17 protein-coding genes are annotated in these 18,319 nt (G+C 71.2%); 10 read left to right on the forward strand and 7 right to left on the reverse strand.

Translation table 11 applies throughout. The features are described 5' to 3' along the window. Window positions 1–17: 17 nt before the first annotated feature. A complete protein-coding gene (locus tag ACFY5B_RS21550; protein WP_389971494.1) occupies window positions 18–1,415 on the reverse strand; it encodes a DUF6421 family protein in 1,398 nt (465 codons plus the stop codon). A 249-nt stretch (window positions 1,416–1,664) separates the two neighbouring features. On the opposite strand from ACFY5B_RS21550, the gene ACFY5B_RS21555 reads away from it, so the two are divergent. After that, window positions 1,665–2,348 (forward strand): glycerophosphodiester phosphodiesterase, encoded by a 684-nt coding sequence (locus ACFY5B_RS21555; protein WP_389971496.1) that lies wholly within the window; start codon window positions 1,665–1,667, stop codon window positions 2,346–2,348. A gap of 57 nt (window positions 2,349–2,405) precedes the next feature. On the opposite strand, the gene ACFY5B_RS21560 is transcribed toward ACFY5B_RS21555, so the two are convergent. Next, the gene (locus ACFY5B_RS21560; RefSeq protein WP_389971498.1) at window positions 2,406–2,945 is read right to left on the reverse strand and encodes a GNAT family N-acetyltransferase; all 540 of its coding nucleotides are present in this window, start codon (window positions 2,943–2,945) and stop codon (window positions 2,406–2,408) included. 71 nt (window positions 2,946–3,016) lie between these two features. On the opposite strand from ACFY5B_RS21560, the gene ACFY5B_RS21565 reads away from it, so the two are divergent. The 3 genes from ACFY5B_RS21565 (at window position 3,017) to ACFY5B_RS21575 (ending at window position 5,685) form a co-directional block, all read left to right on the forward strand. Beyond that, window positions 3,017–3,409 carry a VOC family protein gene (locus tag ACFY5B_RS21565; RefSeq protein ID WP_389971500.1) on the forward strand — a complete coding sequence of 131 codons (393 nt, stop codon included), beginning with the start codon at window positions 3,017–3,019 and terminating at the stop codon, window positions 3,407–3,409. A gap of 362 nt (window positions 3,410–3,771) precedes the next feature. Further along, window positions 3,772–4,533: a VOC family protein gene (locus tag ACFY5B_RS21570; RefSeq protein WP_389971502.1), complete on the forward strand. Its 762-nt coding sequence runs from the start codon at window positions 3,772–3,774 to the stop codon at window positions 4,531–4,533. Between the two features lie 99 nt (window positions 4,534–4,632). Further along, window positions 4,633–5,685 carry an aldo/keto reductase gene (locus tag ACFY5B_RS21575; RefSeq protein ID WP_389971504.1) on the forward strand — a complete coding sequence of 351 codons (1,053 nt, stop codon included), beginning with the start codon at window positions 4,633–4,635 and terminating at the stop codon, window positions 5,683–5,685. Window positions 5,686–5,719: 34 nt separating this feature from the next. Here ACFY5B_RS21575 and ACFY5B_RS21580 read toward each other — a convergent pair whose 3' ends face one another. Together ACFY5B_RS21580 and ACFY5B_RS21585 are read right to left on the reverse strand one after the other, a co-directional pair. Further along, window positions 5,720–6,199 carry a MarR family winged helix-turn-helix transcriptional regulator gene (locus ACFY5B_RS21580; RefSeq protein ID WP_389971640.1) on the reverse strand — a complete coding sequence of 160 codons (480 nt, stop codon included), beginning with the start codon at window positions 6,197–6,199 and terminating at the stop codon, window positions 5,720–5,722. Between the two features lie 245 nt (window positions 6,200–6,444). After that, window positions 6,445–8,109, reverse strand: a complete 1,665-nt coding sequence (locus tag ACFY5B_RS21585) for an FUSC family protein (RefSeq protein WP_389971506.1) — start codon at window positions 8,107–8,109, stop codon at window positions 6,445–6,447. Between the two features lie 148 nt (window positions 8,110–8,257). Between ACFY5B_RS21585 and ACFY5B_RS21590 the strand changes: the two genes are divergently transcribed. The 4 genes from ACFY5B_RS21590 (at window position 8,258) to ACFY5B_RS21605 (ending at window position 11,911) form a co-directional block, all read left to right on the forward strand. Next, the gene (locus ACFY5B_RS21590) at window positions 8,258–8,806 is read left to right on the forward strand and encodes a DUF5134 domain-containing protein (RefSeq protein WP_389971508.1); all 549 of its coding nucleotides are present in this window, start codon (window positions 8,258–8,260) and stop codon (window positions 8,804–8,806) included. Between the two features lie 314 nt (window positions 8,807–9,120). Further along, the gene (locus tag ACFY5B_RS21595) at window positions 9,121–10,056 is read left to right on the forward strand and encodes a M56 family metallopeptidase (RefSeq protein WP_389971510.1); all 936 of its coding nucleotides are present in this window, start codon (window positions 9,121–9,123) and stop codon (window positions 10,054–10,056) included. Between the two features lie 116 nt (window positions 10,057–10,172). Next, complete coding sequence (locus ACFY5B_RS21600; RefSeq protein ID WP_389971512.1) at window positions 10,173–10,880, forward strand: phosphatase PAP2 family protein; 708 nt, start codon at window positions 10,173–10,175, stop codon at window positions 10,878–10,880. Between the two features lie 344 nt (window positions 10,881–11,224). Next, window positions 11,225–11,911: a TetR/AcrR family transcriptional regulator gene (locus ACFY5B_RS21605; protein WP_389971514.1), complete on the forward strand. Its 687-nt coding sequence runs from the start codon at window positions 11,225–11,227 to the stop codon at window positions 11,909–11,911. Here the strand turns inward: ACFY5B_RS21605 and ACFY5B_RS21610 are convergent. Further along, on the reverse strand, window positions 11,899–13,401 hold the full coding sequence (locus ACFY5B_RS21610) for an LVIVD repeat-containing protein (protein WP_389971515.1): 1,503 nt from the start codon (window positions 13,399–13,401) through the stop codon (window positions 11,899–11,901). The genes ACFY5B_RS21605 and ACFY5B_RS21610 overlap by 13 nt on opposite strands. A 190-nt stretch (window positions 13,402–13,591) precedes the next feature. On the opposite strand from ACFY5B_RS21610, the gene ACFY5B_RS21615 reads away from it, so the two are divergent. Beyond that, a complete protein-coding gene (locus tag ACFY5B_RS21615; protein WP_389971517.1) occupies window positions 13,592–14,245 on the forward strand; it encodes a DUF305 domain-containing protein in 654 nt (217 codons plus the stop codon). Between the two features lie 647 nt (window positions 14,246–14,892). Here ACFY5B_RS21615 and ACFY5B_RS21620 read toward each other — a convergent pair. Further along, a complete protein-coding gene (locus ACFY5B_RS21620; RefSeq protein ID WP_389971519.1) occupies window positions 14,893–15,351 on the reverse strand; it encodes a DUF6214 family protein in 459 nt (152 codons plus the stop codon). Window positions 15,352–15,560: 209 nt separating this feature from the next. Between ACFY5B_RS21620 and ACFY5B_RS21625 the strand changes: the two genes are divergently transcribed. Beyond that, window positions 15,561–16,904, forward strand: a complete 1,344-nt coding sequence (locus tag ACFY5B_RS21625) for an FAD-dependent oxidoreductase (RefSeq protein WP_389971521.1) — start codon at window positions 15,561–15,563, stop codon at window positions 16,902–16,904. Window positions 16,905–17,329: 425 nt separating this feature from the next. Here ACFY5B_RS21625 and ACFY5B_RS21630 read toward each other — a convergent pair. Continuing rightward, the coding region (locus ACFY5B_RS21630) for a hypothetical protein (RefSeq protein WP_389971523.1) at window positions 17,330–18,319 on the reverse strand (990 nt) is incomplete at its 5' end.

The following is an 18,319-nucleotide window of genomic DNA, read 5'->3' on the forward strand; positions in this document are numbered from 1 at the left end:
CCCGGTACGCCGATCGCTCACGCGGCGATCCGCTCGGCGCTGTCCGCCGTGATGCCCTTGGTGGAGGCGATCACGTTCTTCAGCTTCTTGGACAGTGCCTCATAGAACATGCTCAGCGGAAACTCGTCCGGAAGCACGTCATCGACGAGTTTGCGCGGCGGCTGCGTCGTGTCCAGGGCGTCGGGGCCCTTGGCCCACTTGGAGCCCGGGTGCGGGGAGAGGTACGTCGAGACCAGCTCGTAGCCGGCGAACCAGTGGACGAGCTTCGGACGGTCGATGCCGTCGCGGTACAGGTCCTCGATCTCGGCGCACAGCTGGTTGGTGACCTTCGGGGCGCGCTCCCAGTCGATGGTGAGCCTGTTGTCGGTCCAGCGGACGACGTCGTGCTTGTGCAGGTAGGCGAAGAGGAGCTGGCCGCCGAGACCGTCGTAGTTGCGCACGCGCTCACCGGTGACAGGGAAGCGGAACATGCGGTCGAAGAGGACCGCGACCTGCACGTCACGGGCCTGCGGGACGCCGTCCGCCTCCAGCTTCACGGCCTCCTTGAAGGCGGTGAGGTCGCAGCGCAGCTCCTCCAGGCCGTACATCCAGAACGGCTGGCGCTGCTTGATCATGAACGGGTCGAAGGGCAGGTCGCCGTGGCTGTGGGTGCGGTCGTGGACCATGTCCCACAGGACGAACGCCTCTTCGCAGCGCTTCTGGTCGTGGACCATCGCGGCGACGTCCTCGGGCAGCTCCAGGCCGAGGATGTCGACGGCGGCGTCGGTCACCCGGCGGAAGCGGGCGGCCTCGCGGTCGCAGAAGATGCCGCCCCAGGTGAATCGTTCCGGCGCCTCGCGCACGGCGATGGTCTCGGGGAACAGGACGGCCGAGTTGGTGTCGTAGCCGGCCGTGAAGTCCTCGAACGTGATGCCGCAGAACAGCGGGTTGTCGTAGCGGGTGCGCTCCAGCTCGGCCAGCCAGTCCGGCCAGACCATGCGCAGCACGACCGCCTCGAGGTTGCGGTCCGGGTTGCCGTTCTGCGTGTACATCGGGAAGACGACGAGGTGCTGGAGGCCGTCCGCGCGGTTCGCGGCGGGCTGGAAGGCCAGCAGCGAGTCGAGGAAGTCGGGCACCTGGAAGCCGCCGTCGGCCCACCGGGTCAGATCCTTGACCAGGGCCTCGTGGTAGGCGCCGTCGTGCGGCAGCAGCGGGGACAGCTCCTGGACGGCGTCGGCGACCTGGCGGACCGCGAGCTCGGCGTCGGCCGGGTCGGGGGCGCCCTCGGCGTCGAAGTCGATCGACCCGTCCTTGGACTGCCATGGCCGGATCCGCTCCACGGCATCCTTGAGCACGGGCCATGCCGGGTGGTCCACCACCCTGGCCACGGGAGGAAGGCCTTCCTCCGAACCCACCTGCACAAGAATTTCCGTCATGTCCCACCTTCCACGGGAGAATCTCACGTATGCAGACCGTATACACACGAGGTTCCTCCCAGCAAGGGTGAACCCGGGAAAATATCCTGCCCGACCCTGTGCTTCACCGCACTTTTTCCTGTCGGTCACGCTTCTGCCCGAATGCGCAGCGACCATGCCCTCACTCTCTGCACAGGGCGGGTCCAGGCGATACGGTCAGGGGGGCCGTCAGGCCCCCAGTGCCGCCTGTCGACGGAAGAGAGTCGCGTCTTGAACTTCCTCACCATCGGTCACCGCGGAGTCATGGGTGTGGAACCCGAGAACACCCTCCGGTCCTTCGTCGCCGCCCAGGAGGCGGGCCTCGACGCCATCGAACTCGATCTGCATCTCAGCAAGGACGGCGCGCTCGTCGTCATGCACGACACGGATGTGGACCGCACGACCGACGGCACCGGCCCGATCGCCGAGAAGACCCTCGCCGAGCTCCGGGCCCTGGACGCGGGCCGGGGCGAACGGGTCCCGGTGTTCGAGGAGGTCCTGGAGGCCGTCCACACGCCGCTCCAGGCGGAGATCAAGGACAAACAGGCGGCGCGGGCGCTGGCCGAGGTGATGAACCGGCACGGGCTGGCCGGCCGGGTGGAGGTGTCCTCGTTCCACGACGAGGCGATCGCCGAGATCAAGCCGCTGGTGCCGGGCGTGCGCACCGCGCTGATCGCCAGCCGCTACGGCACGGACATCGTGGAGCGCGCCGTCGAGGCCGGCGCGGAGACCGTCTGCCTGAACATCCGCCGGCTGACCCTGGAGATCGTGGAGCGGGCCCGCAAGGCCGACCTGAGGATCATCGGCTGGGTGGTGAACACCCAGGACCAGCTGCGGCTGGTCCGGGCGTTCGGCCTGGACGGCGCGACCACCGACCACCCGGACATCAAGCGCACGGGCCGTTTCACGGCCTAGTCCCGCACCGGGCGACGTCCGCCCCGTCGCACGCGTCGCCTGCCGCGGCGGCAGCCGTCAGGCGAGCTCCTTGACCAGCAGCTCGAACGTCAGGTCGTCGCGCTGCGGAATGCCGAAGCGCTCGTCGCCGTACGGGAACGGGGTCGTCCGTCCCGTACGGCGGTAGCCGCGCCGCTCGTACCAGGCGATGAGGTCGTCGCGCACGGAGATCACCGTCATCTGCATCTCCTTCACGCCCCAGTCCTCGCGGGCCTGGCGCTCCGCCTCCGCGATGATCAGCTTGCCGAGGCCCGCGCCCTGCAGCACGGGGCTGACGGCGAACATCCCGAAGTAGGCGTTCTCGCCCCGGTGCTCCAGCTGACAGCAGGCGACGATCCTGCCGTCCCGCTCCACGGTCAGGAGCCGGCTGTCGGGCGACTTGACGACCTCCAGCACCCCCTCCGGATCGGTCCGCTGCCCTTCGAGGATGTCCGCCTCGGTGGTCCATCCGGCCCGGCTGTCGTCACCCCGGTACGCCGACTCGATCAGCGCGACCAGCTCCTCCACGTCGGCGTCGGTGGCGTCGCGGAAGGTCAGTGCGGTGGCGGCGGTCTCCATGGCGTACGTCTCCGTCTTGCTGGCGCGGCTCGGGCAGGGATGAGCGTAACGCCACCACTAAGCTCCGCTGCATGGTGCAGGTACTCAGCAGCCGGATCCTGCTCCGCCCGACCGACCCCGAGCGCTCCCGGGCCTTCTACGGCGAGCAGTTGGGCCTCGCCGTGTACCGCGAGTTCGGCACGGGTGCGGAGCGCGGCACCGTCTTTTTCATGGGCGGCGGTTTCCTCGAGGTCTCGGGCCGGGCCGAGACGTCCCCGACGCCCGCCGTACGGCTGTGGCTGCAGGTCGACGACGTGGCCGCGGCACAGGAGGAGCTGCGGGCGAAGGGCGTGGACATCGTGCGGCCGCCGGTGAAGGAACCCTGGGGGCTGATCGAGATGTGGATCGCGGATCCGGACGGGACGCCGATCGTGCTGGTGGAGGTTCCGGCGGACCACCCGATGCGCTACCGGCCCGGCATCTGAGTTCGGCCGGGGCGGTGCTCCCAGCCCCGGTCGGCGCGGGTGGTGCAGGTTGCCGATGGCGGCGATACCCGCCGCGCGGGCGTGGTGTTCCGGGCGCGCCAGGGCCGTGTCGATCTCGATGAAGCCGAGGCCCTTCCCCTCGGCCCGGGCCGTGGGGCCCGTCGCGGGGCGGGCCGTGGACGAGCGGGGCGGGGTGAAGGAGCCGACGGCCGCCACGCGGTGCGGTACCGGGCGAGGGCGCCGGGGCCGCGCGATACACCACTGGGTTTCCCCGGATGGCAGGGACCGCGGGAGGCGGCTTAGCGTGCTGGAGGGGGCCCAGGGGCCCAGTGCCTGTCCCCGCCGCTCGCGGAAGGAACGCCATGAAGCTCGACGCACCGGTGACCGGCGGTCCGTGCTGGACGGAGCTGGGGACCAGCGACCTGGACGCGGCCCGGCGGTTCTACACGCGGCTGTTCGGCTGGCGGCCCGAGACGGACGCGCGTCAGGAGGCCGGCGGCTACACCGTCGCGCACCTCGGGGACGCGGCCGTGGCGGCGCTCGCCCCGCTGTACCAGCCGTCGCAGCCGGTCGCGTGGAACGTGTCGTTCGCGGTGACCGACGCGGACGCCACCGTCCGCGCGGTGACGGAGGCGGGCGGGTCGGTGCTGTTCGGCCCGACGGACGTGTTCGACGTGGGCCGGTTCGCGGTGGCGGCCGATCCCGGCGGTGCCGTGTTCCAGCTGTGGCAGGCGGGCGCCTTCCCGGGCGCCGGGCTGTTCAACGTGCCCGGTTCGCTGGGCTGGGTGGAGCTGATGACGCGGGACCCGGAGGGGGCCGTGTCCTTCTACACGCGGGTGTTCGGCTGGACGGTCGCCCCGTCGGACCGTTACACCCAGTGCGGCGTCGGCGGCGCCGACTTCGGCGGGATGGTGACGATGGACGACAAGTTCCCGCCCGAGGTGCCGGCCCATTGGCTGCCGTACTTCGCCGTGGCCGACGTGGACGAGACGACCGCCGTCGTGCAGCGGCACGGCACGGTCCTCATGGTGCCCACCTCCGTGCCCGACGGCCCGCGCATCGCGGTGCTCCGCGACCCGCAGGGTGCGATGTTCGGCGTGTACCGGGCGGGCCACGAGGGCTGAGACGGGGCGGTGTGTGACGGCGAGGGGGGCCGGAGCTTGCGCTGAAGTGCGCTCCAGCTCCTAGCGTCCTGCGCACGACCTGCCCGGAGGGGGACGACCGTGCGTTACACACTGTTCGGCAAGACCGGTCTGCGCGTCAGCGAGCTGAGCCTCGGCGCGATGACCATCGGCGACGACTGGGGCTGGGGCGCAGGGAAGGAGACCAGCGCCCGGATCGTCGACGCCTATGCGGAGGCGGGCGGCAACTTCGTCGACACCGCCAACAACTACACCGACGGCAGCTCGGAACGGATCCTCGGCGAGCTGCTCGAAGGTCGGCGCGACAGGTTCGTGCTGGCCGGCAAGTACACCTGCGCAATCCGTGACGGTGACATCAACGCCGCCGGCAATCACCGCAAGAACCTGGTCCAGTCGGTGGAGGCGAGCCTGCGGCGGCTGCGGACCGACCGGCTGGACGTGCTGTGGGTGCACGCCCGGGACAACTTCACCCCGGTCCAGGAGGTCATGCGGGCCCTGGACGACCTCGTCCGCACGGGCAAGGTGCTGTACATCGGTGTCTCGGACTGGCCGGCCTGGGAGATCGCCCAGGCGGGCACCCTGGCGGAGCTGCGGGGCTGGACCGCGTTCGCCGGTTCGCAGCTGCGCTACAGCCTGCTGGAACGGACGCCGGAGCGCGAACTGCTTCCACAGGCCCGGGCGTTCGACCTGGCCGTGCTGGCGTGGGCCCCGCTCGCGGCCGGGAAGCTCACCGGCAAGTACCGCAGGGGCGAGGCGGGGCGCCTCGACACCACCGGCGAGGACGCCGACCCGCGCGAGGAGGCGGTGATCGACGCCGTGCTGGAGGTCGCCGAGCAGGGTGGCTGGAGTGCGGCGCAGGTGGCGCTGGCCTGGCTGCTGGCCCGGCCCGGAAACGTGGTGCCGATCATCGCGGCGACCAGGGAGAGCCAGCTCGCCGACAATCTGGGCAGTGTCGACGTCCGCCTCGACGCAGACGCCCTCGCCCGGCTCGACGAGGTGAGCGCGGTGCCGCTCGGTTTCCCGCACGACTTCCTCCGTGAGCCGGTCATCACCCGGAACGTCTACGGCGACCGCTGGGAGGCCGTCGACGACCGCCGCTCCACGCATCGCCGCACGGTGCACGAGGTGCTGTGACCGGTGCGCCGACGCACCCCGGCCGGCGGCCGCATCAAGCCCGCAGCACGCCGAGCCGCCCTTCCAGCTGACTGAGCAACTCCCCGAGCAGGGAAGCCAGTTCACCCTGATCAGGACCGCCGAGGCCGGACAGCACAGTGGTCTCGTAGGCGAGCTGGACGGGCAGGATTGCGTCGACGAGGTCGCGTCCGGCGTCGGTGAGGCGGAGGTGGACGACCCGCCGGTCACGGGTGTCCCCGCGCCGTTCGACCAGCCCGCGCTCGGTCAGCTGCTTCAGGCGTTTGGTGACGGCGGCCCCCGAGGAGAAGGTCTCCCTGGCCAGCTCCCCGGGCGTCAGCTCGTGCCCGGTACGACGCAGGGCCCCCAGCAGGTCGAACTCGGGCCGGCTGAGCCCCGCCCGGCGCAGGGGAGCGTCCTCCGCCTGCTGCAGCAGAGCGGCACATCGATTGATCCGCCCGATGATCTCCATCGGCCCGGTGTCGAGCCCGGGGTGCACGGCCCGCCACTGCCGCACGACGGCTGCGACCGTGTCGCCCCGACGGCCACCGCCCGCGTCGGCTTCGGCAAGGGGGCCGCTGCGGACGGTGTCGTCCCGATGGCCACCGCCCGTGTCGGCTTCGGCGGACGTGCCGCCGCCCGGGTCGCTCCCCTCGGTCGCCGCCCCCGTCGCCCCGGCTTCGTCGGCCGGCTGCCCCTCCGCCGCCGGCTGCGGGCCGTGCCCCGTGTCGCTCCGCTCGGGCGATGGTCCTTCGGTCGGCGTCATGGCCGTGCGTCCTCCGTTTCTGTGGCCGGGTCCCGGTCCGGGAGCAGGCCCTGGCGTCGGGCCGTCGCGGCGAGCGTACGGTGTCCGGACTGCTCGGCGAGCACGACCCGCTCCTGGGGCAGGGCCCGCTGCCACCATTCACCGGCGGCGGCGTCGGCGGTGGCACGCAGGTCGGCCAGGGCGACGGCGAGGCCGCGGCGGGCCGATTCCAGGGCCGTCGTGCCGGGGTCCGGCTCGGCCAGGAGGCGGGCGGCGTGCTCGCGGGCCCGGTCGGCGGCGGTCAGCGCGTGTTCGACACGGTCGCCCGCGCGCCGGTTGGTGACGGCCACGGCGGCGACGAACCCCACCAGCGCACCGACGACGGTGTCCACGACCCGCTCCGTCATCAGTGTCCTGGGCTCCTGGTATCCGGCGAATTCCGTGATGAGCAGGGCCATGGGCGTCACACAGACACTGCCGAGCCAGTAGTTCCGGCTGATCAGCACCTCAGCGCCGAAGCTGAACGCCATGCAGCACAGCAAGAGCGCCACGGGACCCAGGTGCGCGAGCGGCACGACGGCCAGGAAGACGAGCACTCCGACGACGTTGCCCACGACCCGCTGGACGGCCCGGCTCCAGGTGAGGGCGATGTTGGCCTGGTAGAGCGAGGCGGCGGTGACCAGTGCCCAGTAGGGGCGGCCGATCCCGAGGGCGAGGGAGGCGTAGCCGGCGAGTGCGCAGCCGAGTGCGGTACGCACCGCGAGCGGGGTCAGCGGGCCCAGCCGTGCCCGGAGGGGCCGGGCCGCGGCCACGCCGAGCAGTTCGTCGGCGCCCGGGTCCGGCAGTCCGGCCTCCGGGACGGGCCCGGTGCCGCGCAGTGAATCAGCCCACGTGCGCAGCCGGGCCTCGTCCGTCTCCGTCGGCGCCGCGAGGGCGACCTCGGCACGGACGACGAGCCGTTCGAGAGCTCGCCGGATCCGGGAGGGGGCATGGGTGGACAGCAGCGACTGCCAAGCGGCCTGCACGGCGGCATAGCCCGCGGCGCGGGCCCGGGCGTGGCCCTCACCCGTGCCGCCGGTGCCGGCGTACCCGGCGGCGGCCTTCAGGGCGGCCGCGGTGGCGCGGCGCTCCGGTCCGTGCGGCCTGAGGAGTGCGGGCGCCATGCAGACCAGCCAGGCCCAGGTTCCCGTTCCGGCGGCCAGGGCCAGGTGTCCGGGCACCTGGCCGAGGGCCTGCGGCGCGAACAGGGAGGCGGAGCTGACGAACGTGAGGACGACGTTGCCGGGCGGACCGACCCGGGTGGCGTCGCACAGCGCCTTCTGCGCGGCGGCCAGCAGCGCACCGACGGTGACCAGGACGACGGCGCTGCCGGTGAGCGAGGCCGCGACCAGGGCCACGGCGAGCCCGCCGAGCATGCCCAGCACCACCCACACCAGGACCCCGGCCCGGGCGGCGTACGGGCGGTTGTGGGCGTACAGCGCGCACAGGGACCCGGCCATCGCGTACATCACCAGGTCGAGCCGACCGAGCGCGAGCAGGGTGAGGGCGGGCGGGGCGATGGCCGCGACCACGCTCAGCGCGGGCTTGAACCAGATCTCCGAGGGCCTGCCGGGGCGCAGCACCCCCGCCAGGGGGAGACGCCGGACGGGCGGGGTGACCGGGGTGGCGGGCGCACTGCTCATGACCGAACATTAACACGTGTTTTACCTGTAAAGCATATCTCCTCACCTGGCGTGCTCCGTCGAATGCTCCCCGTGTACACCCTTGCGCTCGCGTGCGCGCCGCATGGCCCGGGCATCGAATGACCGACCGTCGAACGGGGAGGTGCGCGTGCACGGACCGGCTTCGTCCGGCTGGCTGCTGGTGGCGCTCTGCGCGGTGACCGGCGCCTACTGCCTGGCGCGGATGCGCAGCGGCGCCGAGGGGCAGCGCAGCGCCGCGGGCGGCGAGGCACTCATGGGGTTCGGGATGGCCGCGATGGCCGTGCCGACGGCGGTGTACACGCCACCCGCGTGGGCATGGCCCCTCTACGCCGCGGTGTTCGGGGCTGCGGGCGTCCACGCGCTGTGGGCGGCGCGGGCCGGCGCGCACCATCTCCATCACCTGGTGGGGGCCGCCGCGATGGTCTACATGTCCGTCGTCATGGCCGGTTCTCCCGCGCACGCGCACGGTCAGGGCGGTTCGGGGGTTCCGCTGCTGACCGGGGCGCTGCTGCTCTACTTCGCCGGGTACGCGCTGCTGACCGGCGTCCGTCTGGTGCCGGTCGCCGCCGTGGCCGGGGGTGCCGGCCCCGCCGGGTGGGGCGACCGGCCGGAACTGGCTCGGGCCTGCCGGCTGTCCATGGCGATCGCGATGGTGGCGATGCTGCTGCCGCTGTGAGCGGGGCCCCACGGCACCGCGGGAGTCCGTCGGCCTGGCGCCCCGGAAGACCCGCCGCCCAGCGCCCCGGAAGACCCGCCGCCCAGCGCCCCCGAAGACCCGTCGGCCTCCACCGCCGGAGGATCCGCCGGCCCCCCTAGGGCGATGCGCCGGCCCCCACCCCCCGGGCGATGCGCCGGCCCCCACCCCCGGGCGATGCGCCGGCCCGGCATTCACCTCCGTGAGGCCCCGGCACCCCGACGGAGCCGTTGTCTGCGTCACTTCGGTGTCAGAAGTCGTACCTCTGAGCGGGGCGGCGCTCATAGGCTGCCCCCATGATGCTCACCGCCGCGCTGTTGCTGCTCGGCGCCCTGACCGCCGTGGCCGCCCCCCGGCTGCTCGCCCGGGCGGACTGGCCGGACCGTGAGCCGGTGGTGGCGCTGTGGGTGTGGCAGTGCGTGGTGGCGGCCGTTCTCGTGTGCTGCGCCCTGTCGATGACGCTCAGCGCGGCCGCGGCCTGGCACGCCGTCGGCGGGCACCTCTTCGCCACGGCCCCGCGCGCGGTCGTCGAGGCCTACGCCCTCGGCACCGCGGGCCCCTGGGCGGCGACCACGGCGGTCGCACTGGCCGGCGGCGGGCTGTGGAGCGCGGCGATGCTGCTGCGCGAGATCGGCAGGGCCCGCGCCCGGCGCCGCCGTCGCCGGGCCGATCTGCTGGTCCGGGCTCCGCTGCTGCCGGGCGAGGTGGCCGTCTCGGGACGACTGGTCGTCCTGGAGAGCGAGCAGCCCGACGCCTGGTGGCAGCCCGGCACTCCCCCGCAACTGGTCGTCACCACGGCCGCTTTGCACCGGCTGAAGGGCCGGCAGCTGGACGCCGTGCTCGCCCACGAGCAGGGCCACGCCCGGGCCCGGCACGACTGGCTGCTGAACTGCTCCTCGGCGCTGGCCGGCGGCTTTCCGCAGGTGCCGGTGTTCGCCGCGTTCCGCGACGAGATGCACCGCCTGGTCGAACTCGCCGCCGACGACACGGCATCGCGTCGCTTCGGCCGGCTGACCACGGCTCTGGCACTCGTCGAACTGAACGAGCACCGCGGTGTGTTCGGGCCCTGCCCGACACCGCAGGCCCATGTCCCCGCCCGGGTGGACCGGTTGCTCACTCCCCCGGACCGGCTGACCGCGGCCCGGCGCCTGCGGCTGACGGCGGCCGCCGCGCTGGTCCCCGTGGTGCCGGTGCTGCTGGCGTTCGTGCCGGGATTGCGGGCACTGGGGTAACGGAGGGCTCCCGAACACCCCGCGGAGGACACTGCATGGCCGAAGCGCGTCGCCCCGGTGACGGAAGATCGTCCCCGTACTGGATCCGGACCCCCCGGTTCGGCGAGGATCGCTGTATGCACACCACGACCGTCGACTCCCCGCCCCGTCCGGAGCACCGCACCACCGCCGGGCTCGCCGGCGCTCTGGCCCTGTGCTCGGCGCTGCTGCTGGTCCTCGTCGCGGCCAGATGGAGCCCGTTGATCGGCCTGGACGGGGACATCTCCGGTACCACCCACCGCTGGGCGGTCGACGAACCGGTCCTCACCCAAGCGTGCCGCATCCTCACGGACTGGGTGTGGGACCCCTGGACGATGCGCCTGCTGTGCGCGGCCGTCGTGGTGTGGCTGGTGGTGCGATGGGCGGCCCGCTGGACGGCGGTGTGGCTGGCGCTGGCCGTCGCGCTGGGCACCCTGCTGCAACAGGGGATCAAGGCCGCGGTGGACCGTCCCCGCCCGGTCTGGCCCGACCCCGTCGACTCCGCCCATTACTCGGCGTTCCCGTCGGGCCACGCCATGACCGCCACGGTGGTCTGCGGTCTGTTGCTGTGGCTGCTGCACCGGCACGGCGTCGGCCGGGCCGTGTGGCGTACCGCCGTGGCGGTGGCCGTGGTCTCCGTGGCCGGGGTCGGACTGACGCGGATCTGGCTCGGTGTCCACTGGCCGTCGGACGTGGTGGGCGGCTGGCTGCTGGGCACGACGGTGGTGGCCCTCGCGGTGTGGGTGCACCGGCGCTGGCAGCCCTCGACCCGGGATCTTCCCCCGCCGCACGGCGCGGCCTCGTAGGGTCGCCGCATGACCGCCGGGCTCTTCGACTTTTCGAAGAACCCTCTTCCGCGTCGAGTCCACCGACTTGTCGGGGCGCCGCCGCGCTGTGCCGACCGGCCGGGCGGGCTGCGCCTGGTCCTGGATCCGGTGGGCTGAACCGGCCCGCAGCCCGCAGGAAGGTGTCCGGGCGTCCCGCCGCCGGAAGGTAGCCCAAGGCCACTACCGGGGCCGACTGCTCGCCCGCCTCGGACGATCCCCCGCGTCGCCCGAGGCAGACGGCATCACCGGCCGGACCTGACAGGTCGTGGCCGGACCCTTCCGAGTATAGTTGGCTGGCAGCCAGTCAACACAGGAGTTGCAGCATGTCTCCGCGTAGCGCCTCGGTGAACGAAGAGTTGCGGCGGCGTTCGCGTGAGCGACTCCTGCAGGCGGCGGTCGAGCTGGTGAGCGAGCGCGGCTACGACGCGACAACGCTCGGCGACATCGCCGACCGGGCGGGGTCGGCCCGCGGCCTGGTGTCGTACTACTTTCCCGGCAAGCGGCAGTTGGTGCAGTCCGCGGTGCACCGGCTGATGCACCGCACGCTGGAGGAGGCGCTGGAGCGCGAGCCGCACACCGAGGACGGCCGGGAGCGGATGGCCCGGGCCATCGACGCGATCCTGGGCCTGGCCAGGGACCGGCCCGTGCTGATGCGCCAGCACATGGCGGGGATCCTGCAGGCCGAGGGCTTCATGCAGTGCCCGGAGCAGCGGCGGCTGGCCGAGCTGCTGCGGGACACCATGGCCCGGCACGGGTCGCCGGACGTCGAGAGCGACTACCCGATGATGCGCGCGCTGCTGATGGGCGCCGTGTACGCGGCCCTGGTGCCGGGGGTGCCGATGCCGGTGCCGGTGCTGCGCGCCGAGCTGTTCAAGCGCTACCGGCTCGACTGGGAGCTGGGCCTCCCGCCGGAGGGCGGAGCCGCCGGCGGGAGGGGCGACACGGATCTGTCGCGGTTCTTCGCGACCGGGGCCGCATGGGAGTGCGACCCTCGGGATCAGTCGAAGTAGTCCGGCTGTGTCTGCACGTTGAGCTCGCGCTGGTGGACCCGGCGGGCCGGGTCGGTGCGCCGGTCGTCGATCTTCAGGACGTCGAAGCCCCGGGCCATCTCGTTCGAGTAGATGTAGCCGTTGTAGTAGTACGCCGACCACGAGCCGCCCGACTTGATCACGTCGGTGGTCAGCGGGCCGCGGTCGAAGTAGGCGATCTCCTTCGGTTCGGCCGAGTCGGTGAAGTCCCAGACGGAGACGCCTCCCTGGTACCAGGCCTGGACCATGATGTCCTTGCCCTTGACCGGGATGAGCGAGCCGTTGTGGGCGACGCAGTTCTCGGTGTCCGCCTGGTGGCGGGGGATCTTGAAGTAGCTGCGGAAGACGAGTTTGCGCTTGTCGCCCTTGCCGACGATGTCGTAGATGCCGTCGGCACCACGGTCCGGGCCGATCTCCGCGTTGCAGGTGGCCGCGCCACCGCCGCCCAACTCGTCGGTGAAGACGACCTTGTTCGCCTTCTGGTTGAAGGTCGCCGAGTGCCAGAACGCGAAGTTCACGTTGTCCTGCACGCGGTCGATGACCTTCGGGCGTTCCGGGTCCCTGATGGAGAACAGGATGCCGTCGCCCATGCAGGCGCCCGCGGCCAGGTCCTTCGAGGGCAGCACGGTGATGTCGTGGCAGCCGGTGGTCTTGGACACGCCCGGGTTCGTGGGTCCGCCCGGGTTGCCGCCGCCGTCCGGCCCCTCACCCGGGAACAGCACGGGGAAGCCCACGACCTTCGCGTTCTCGGGCGCCTTGCGCGGCACCTTGATGACGGAGATGCCGTCGTGCGGCGGCTGGCAGTCGGGGTAGGCGGCGCTCGGCGAGTACGAGGAGACGTACACATAGACGTTGCGCCGCTCGGGCACCAGCGTGTGGGTGTGCGAGCCGCAGGCGGTCTCGACGGCCGCGACGTACCTCGGGTTGCGCTTGTCGCTGATGTCGAAGACCTTCATGCCCTCCCACGAGGACTTCTCGGTCGCCGGCTGGGTGGTGCTGGAGCAACTGCTGTCGCTGCGCGAGGAGTCGGTGGACAGGAACAGCAGGTCGCCGGAGACGGAGATGTCGTTCTGCGAGCCGGGACACAGCACCTGGGCGACGGTCTTCGGCGCCTTGGGGTTGCTGATGTCGAAGATGCGGAAGCCGTCGTAGTTGCCCGCGAACGCGTACCTGCCCTGGAAGGCGAGGTCCGAATTCGTGCCCGGCAGCACGTCCTTGGGGACGTTGGCCAGGTGCTTGATGTTGTCGGAGTGGACGATCTCGTCCTGGCCGGGTATCTCGCCGCTCTCGATGGCCTCTCGGACCTCGGCCTGGGCGCTCTTGGAGACCTTCTTCGGCGCGGGCGGCGCGTCCCCCGGGTCGGGGATGGCCCCTGCCGGTGAGGCGGTGAGGAGCGCGGCGAGCAGTCCACCGGCGGCTGCCACGACTCCCAGGCGTCTGCGGCGTGTTCTGCGGTCGTTCAACAGGATCACTGTTTTCCTCCCTGGTTCCGTTCGCTGCGGAACGGTTCACGCACCACGCAGTATCGTCTTCGCCATGCTCATACCAACAGGGGGCAACAGAATCGCAATGAAGTTTTCCGATCAATGACGCGCGGAAGCGTGCCAGTACGTCGTCCGCACCTCGAGGGTCTTTCCAACCCGCCTGTCACAGGAGGCCGTTGTGCTGTTCCGCCGCGCGTCCCGGGTGTCCGCCGTCACGACGGGGCTGGTCGCCCTGGCCGTGCTCGCGACCGGAGGATGTGACTCCGCTCCGGACCGGAAGCCGGCCGCCGCGGACGGGCCCGCCGTGATCGCGCCGGGTGAGCCCGGCGAGGCCAACCGCACCTTGTCCGCCGAGGAGGCCACCGACCGGCGCTCGGAGAACGACTCCCCCAACTCGGCCGACGTCTCCTACGTCCGCATGATGATCGAGCATCACGCCCAGGCGCTGGTGATGACCGAACTCGTCCCGTCACGCGCCGAGTCGAAGGACGTGAAGCGGATCGCCGAGCGCGTCGCCGCCGGCCAGAAGCCCGAGATCGAGGCGATGAAGGGCTGGCTGAAGTCGTACGGCAAGCCGCTGAAGGCCGACCGGCACGAGCATGCCACGATGCCGGGCATGGCGACGGAGGCCCAGCTGAAGAAGCTCCGCGCGGCCGACGGGCAGGCCTTCGACCACCTTTTCCTGACCCTGATGACGACGCATCACCAGGGTGCGATCACCATGGCGACGGACGTGAAGGGGCAGGGCAACAACATCCGCGTCGAGGAGATGGCCGACGAGGTGATCGCACAGCAGACGAGCGAGATCACCCGGATGCGGAACATGCTGTGAGCTCGCTTCTTCATGGTCGCCGGTGACCGACTGCGACGGTTCGCGGGGTGACTGGGCGTGACTGCCCCGGTTGCTCGTTCTGGTCGTGCCAAGCGGCGATCGTGAAGAACAGTGCAACGGCGGCCAGGAGCAGTTGGACCGCACCCGCGAACGGATGGGCCGACCACAGGAAAATCACGGCGATCACGAGTACGCCCAAGGTGAACCCGCCGAACCAGAGGACCGGTCCCAGTCCACCGGGGGTGCCGCGGTGTGCTCGTCCGCACGACCCCACCCACGGATCACCGACGTGAACCCCAGCAGGAGAGCGACCGGGATCTCCATGAGCAGCACGATCAGGCTGATGCAGCCCCCTGCGAACCCGTCGCCCCGGGGGTTCGAAGGCTGCCCAGGTCTGGAATCGATCTCCGGCAAGCGCGGTGAAGGCGTACTCCGCTCGAAGCGCATGGGCACACGCTCGTACGTGACGCCGTCCACTGCATCACGGTTCACCGGGCCGAGACCGAGTCGTGGCCGAGCCGAGTACCCCGAGGGTCCCCCGCTCTCGAGCCGGCAGACCGCACGACCGCTGAATTGCGCACACAGGGCTCGGAATCGGCGCTGATCGGCGAGCGGGTACCGCCGACGTCCGAGGTGGCCGAGTCCGTTCAGCGCCGGGCGCGGCGCGGCGACAGCAGGCCCGCGTCCCGGGCCTGGCCGATCAGCCGGAGGGACGCGCGACGGCTGTGCCCGGTCGCACCCATCACGGCGAGGATCGGGTCGGCGCCGTCCCGCTGGGCCGCGCGGTACTCCCGCGCCACCAGCCGACGCCCTTCCGGCCCGCGGGGCCAGGCCGGCCTGGCACGGCGCCCCTGGCCCCCGCAGCCGTCGGGCCCGGCCCCGGGTTCACATGCCTCGGCCACCGACTCCTCGATCCAGTCGGCGAGCACGGTCAGGTCGTCGAGGGACAGCGCGGGCTGAGCCCGCACCTCCTCGACGCAGACGCATCCGTCACCCACGACGACCAGCGCATCGATCCGGGCACCGTCCGCGAACACCAGCCGGAACTCGAACCACCGCGTCGTGCCCTCGTTCTCCCGCACTTCCCACGCGGGGCGCACGGACACCGCACCGTCCACCGGAGAGCGATCAGAAAGATTCAGAAAGGATGCTTTCAGCACACGTCGAACGTAACCGCATGATCACATTCCCTACAGATCGGACACGCGCCGCGGGTGGAGCACTGCACCCTGTCAGCGGAGCCCGGCCGGTGCGATGCTGGAGGTGTCAGCGCTCTCCTGAGATCCGTCGGTTCCCCCGGGTAAGGAGTTCCGCCGTGCTGCGAGTCGCCGTCGTAGGCTCCGGGCCGAGCGGGTGCTACACCGCCCAGAGCCTCGTCCAGCTGGACTCAGACGTGCGCGTCGACGTCCTGGACCGGCTGCCGTGCCCGTACGGCCTCGTCCGCTACGGCGTGGCACCCGACCACGAGAAGATCAAGTTGCTGCAGAACAACCTGCGCGCGGTTCTCGAGCACGACCGGGTCCGGTTCCTCGGCGGCGTGCAGGTCGGCCCCGGCGGCGTGACCGTCGCGCGGTTGCGGGAGCTCTACCACGCGGTGGTGTACTGCGTGGGCGCCGCGACCGACCGGCGTCTGGGCATCCCCGGGGAGGACCTGCCGGGGAGCTGGTCGGCGACGCAGTTCGTGTCCTGGTACAGCGCCCACCCGGACGCCGTGGACGCCGGCTTTCTGCGGAACGCCCGGTCGGCCGTGGTCGTCGGCGTGGGCAACGTGGCCGTGGACGTCACGCGGATGCTGGCCCGGGGCCTGGCCGAGCTCACCCCGACCGACATGCCCCAGGCGGCCCTGACCACCCTCGCGGACAGCCGGGTGACCGAGATCCACATGGTGGGCCGGCGCGGCCCCTCTCAGGCCCGCTTCACCACCAAAGAGCTGCGCGAACTGGGCACGCTGCCGGAGACCGACGTCGTGGTGGACCCGGGGGAGCTGGCCCTGGACCCGGCGTACACCGAGCCGTCCGCGCTGCCCGCGCCCCAGCGCCGCAACGTGGAGGTGCTGCGCGGCTGGGCGGAGACACCTCCGACGGGCGCGCCACGCCGCATCCACCTCCGGTTCTTCCTCCGCCCGGCCGCACTCCTCGCCGAGCAGGGCCACGTGGGCGCCGCGCGGTTCGAACGCACAGCGCCGGACGGCCACGGCGGTGTGACGGGTACGGGCCGGCACGAGGTCATCGAGGGACAGCTGGTCCTGCGCTCGGTGGGCTACCGCGGAGTCCCCCTGGAGGGCCTGCCGTTCGACCCGGCCGTCGGAACCGTGCCCAACCTGTCCGGCCGCGTCCTGCGCGAGGGCGTCGTCATCCCCGGCGAGTACGTGGCGGGCTGGATCAAACGCGGCCCCACGGGCGTCATCGGCACGAACCGCCCTTGCGCGAAGGAGACGGCGACGTCCCTGCTGGAGGACGCCCCCGCCCTCGCAGCGAAGACGGTCCCCGACGACCCCCTGCCCGCTCTGCGCAGGGAAGGTATCGATCCGGTGGAATGGACGGGTTGGCAGTCGATCGAACGGGCGGAGGCGGCACTGGGCGCGTCACTGGGCAGGGGCGTGGTGAAACTCCCCGACTGGCGGTCGCTCCTGGAAGCCGCTCGGGCCGAGGTTCACTGAAGGCGCGGTCAGCCGGAGGGGCGGCCTGCCGGGCAGCCGCATCGAGCAGCGCGGCCATGAGTCCCGGGAACAACTCGTGCCGGCACACGCCACTCGACGGGTTCAAACCCAGCACATATAGAGACACAGCTCTCAGCTCCGGAGTGAACTCAATTTCATTGTCTCGCTTTGGTCTGTCACCAGCCGACCAGGAAGTTTCCTGCGGGAGGAGCCGACCAAGCACGTTGATCCGCCTCGAGATCGAGCACCGGCGCCTCGACTTCGCGTTCAACAGGAAGACGCCGAGCTCGACCTCGGTCCCGTTGTCAGGCTCTCCGACGTGAGACCGGCTGACAGGCCCTGCAGAGCCCGTACGGGCCTCTGATGCCGAACCAGGTCAGCGGCCCATGGTTGTGGCGAGCACCGCGACCGCGCGACACCGAACGCTAAGACGCCCTGAGCGGCTGACGCGAGGCCTCGGTGTGAAGGGCGGCCACTCCGTTCTCATCGATGACGCAGCTCTCGGCGGCCGCCTTTTCCATGAGCCGGGAGCTCACATCACTCTGGTCACCCGCAATGCAGAACTCCGCCCGCAACGGGGCGGTGCCGTAGTACACGCCGTTGTCACCGGGGCAGTCGAACACGGCGGGGTTGGGCGCGGCGCAGCTGCTCCCGGCGGGAGGATCACGGCGAGTGGGGTGGGTAAAACCTGCACAGTGCATCATCTCATGGATGATCGTTTGAGAGATCTCTTCATCGCCTTGCGGGAAGAGAACCCCGAAATTGACATTCAGGCGCGAGCCGCCGACCGTCGCGCTCGCGTTCACGCCGGGCGTGGTGAGGGTCGTGTGGTGAATGGCTCGGTCGTAGACCTGGTGGAGCTTCGTCTTCTCCTCCGCCGACAAATTGCCGCACGCCGCGATGCGCGTCAACGCGAACCTGTGCCGGTCGAGCGTCCGGTGCCGGTTCCCTGCGGAGATGCCGCTCGCGAAGGTGAAGTGAGAGAGGACGAAGTTCATCGGGAACGCCGGCCCCACGGTGTTGCCGTTGACGTCATGGGCCCACACACCACCGTCCTGGGTGGTGACGATGATGCGGTTGCCCGTGGTGACGACGAAGCGGTCGAACGTTCCGTTGACTGCGACCTTGGAACCGCCGAACGCGAACGCAAGCCCGACAGTATTGCCGTTGATGTCGTGGCCGAACACACCGCCATTCTGAGTGATGACGATGATGCGGTTACCCATCGTCACCACAAACCGGTCCACAGATCCGTTGAATGCAACCTTCGAACCGCCGAACGCGAACGCAGGCCCAACAGTATTGCCGTTGATGTCGTGACCGAACACACCGCCATTCTGAGTGATGACGATGATGCGGTTACCCATCGTCACCACAAACCGGTCCACAGATCCGTTGAATGCAACCTTCGAACC

The sequence above is a fragment of the Streptomyces sp. NPDC013187 genome (genome assembly GCF_042899705.1).
Lineage (GTDB): Bacteria > Actinomycetota > Actinomycetes > Streptomycetales > Streptomycetaceae > Streptomyces > Streptomyces hawaiiensis_A.

Coding starts and splice junctions, on each gene's coding strand:
- ACFY5B_RS21550 (WP_389971494.1), bottom strand. CDS start 1,415: ATGACGGAAATTCTTGTGCAGGTGGGTTCGGAGGAAGGCCTTCCTCCC.
- ACFY5B_RS21560 (WP_389971498.1), bottom strand. CDS start 2,945: ATGGAGACCGCCGCCACCGCACTGACCTTCCGCGACGCCACCGACGCC.
- ACFY5B_RS21565 (WP_389971500.1), top strand. CDS start 3,017: ATGGTGCAGGTACTCAGCAGCCGGATCCTGCTCCGCCCGACCGACCCC.
- ACFY5B_RS21570 (WP_389971502.1), top strand. CDS start 3,772: ATGAAGCTCGACGCACCGGTGACCGGCGGTCCGTGCTGGACGGAGCTG.
- ACFY5B_RS21585 (WP_389971506.1), bottom strand. CDS start 8,109: ATGAGCAGTGCGCCCGCCACCCCGGTCACCCCGCCCGTCCGGCGTCTC.
- ACFY5B_RS21595 (WP_389971510.1), top strand. CDS start 9,121: ATGATGCTCACCGCCGCGCTGTTGCTGCTCGGCGCCCTGACCGCCGTG.
- ACFY5B_RS21600 (WP_389971512.1), top strand. CDS start 10,173: ATGCACACCACGACCGTCGACTCCCCGCCCCGTCCGGAGCACCGCACC.
- ACFY5B_RS21605 (WP_389971514.1), top strand. CDS start 11,225: ATGTCTCCGCGTAGCGCCTCGGTGAACGAAGAGTTGCGGCGGCGTTCG.